The 1,058-nt window shown below is 34.8% G+C and carries 1 protein-coding gene; it reads right to left on the bottom strand.

What is annotated here, in order from left to right; translation table 11 throughout:
* Positions 1 to 138 precede the first annotated feature (138 nt).
* Complete coding sequence (locus Q5Y73_RS24610) at positions 139 to 1,041, bottom strand: permease (RefSeq protein WP_305994566.1); 903 nt, start codon at positions 1,039 to 1,041, stop codon at positions 139 to 141.
* Between the last annotated feature and the right edge of the window lie 17 nt (positions 1,042 to 1,058).

The following is a 1,058-nucleotide window of genomic DNA, read 5'->3' as shown; positions in this document are numbered from 1 at the left end:
TTTTTTTCAATCTCTTTTGAGCAGCAATTCGTTGCGTCCTCTTTTTTTACTTCTACAATTTCAATGTTACAGCAATCCTTCTTTTTCTTATTTCCTTTTAAAATGGATAGTAATCCCATGTGATTCAACCTCCTTTGATTAATAGTTTAAAACTAAGAATAAATAACCTGAAAATGTAGCCATCGTAAACACGGATGTAATAAATGCACCGATGAGTTTCTTGTGAAAGATGCTTTTTAACATAATGATTTCAGGTAGACTCGCCCCTGCACCACCGATTAATAAAGCCATGGTTGGTGCTATTGGAAACCCTTTGATTAACAAGGCTTGAGCTATCGGCATCATCGTAGATAGTCGAACATAGAGTGGAACACCGATAATAGCGGCAAGAGGGACAACCCACCATTGATTTTGATCTGAGATGAAAGCAAGAAAGTCGGTAGGAACAGCTTCTTTGATGATGGCTCCTATAAAAGCACCGATTAATATATAAGCTAGAACCGAGCGAATGAGCCCTAATGTTTCTTTAGTTGAAACTTTCAAATTATAAACAATACTTTTTCTTCGAGCTTCATCTAATTCTGCTAGATTCCCCTTCACCATCACTTCTTTTACATATTGCCTAAAGTTTCGTTTATCTAGAAACCAACCGATAAGCATGGAAAAAATAAAAGTAGCAATCGTATATATGACAGTCACTTTTAAACCATATACATAGGCCATCAGTGCTAAGATCCAAGGATCTAAGAGCGGAGATGTAAATAAAAACGTCATCACCGTTTGAAAGGGTACATTTCTATTGATCATGGTGATTAATAAAGGAACCGTAGAGCAAGAGCAAAATGGTGTGATAAATCCAAGTACTGCACCTGAAAGATTACCCAAAAAAACATTTTTACCAGACATCCACTTTTCTAACCTTTCAAATGGAACGTAAGCTTGAATAAAATTAATAAAAAAGGTAATACCGATAAATAACACTAATAAGTTTTTACTAAGTGATAAAAATTCCAATAATATTTTGGTAATAACATCCCACATAATACCCCTCCATAAAT

The organism is Chengkuizengella axinellae (assembly GCF_030730905.1).
GTDB lineage: Bacteria > Bacillota > Bacilli > Paenibacillales > KCTC-33759 > Chengkuizengella > Chengkuizengella axinellae.
The sequence above is the reverse complement of the archived record's forward strand: the minus strand, read 5'-3'. Positions and strand labels throughout refer to the sequence as shown.

Bases quoted from the DNA above. Each gene is read 5' to 3' on its own strand.
- Q5Y73_RS24610 (WP_305994566.1), bottom strand. From the start codon at position 1,041: ATGTGGGATGTTATTACCAAAATATTATTGGAATTTTTATCACTTAGT.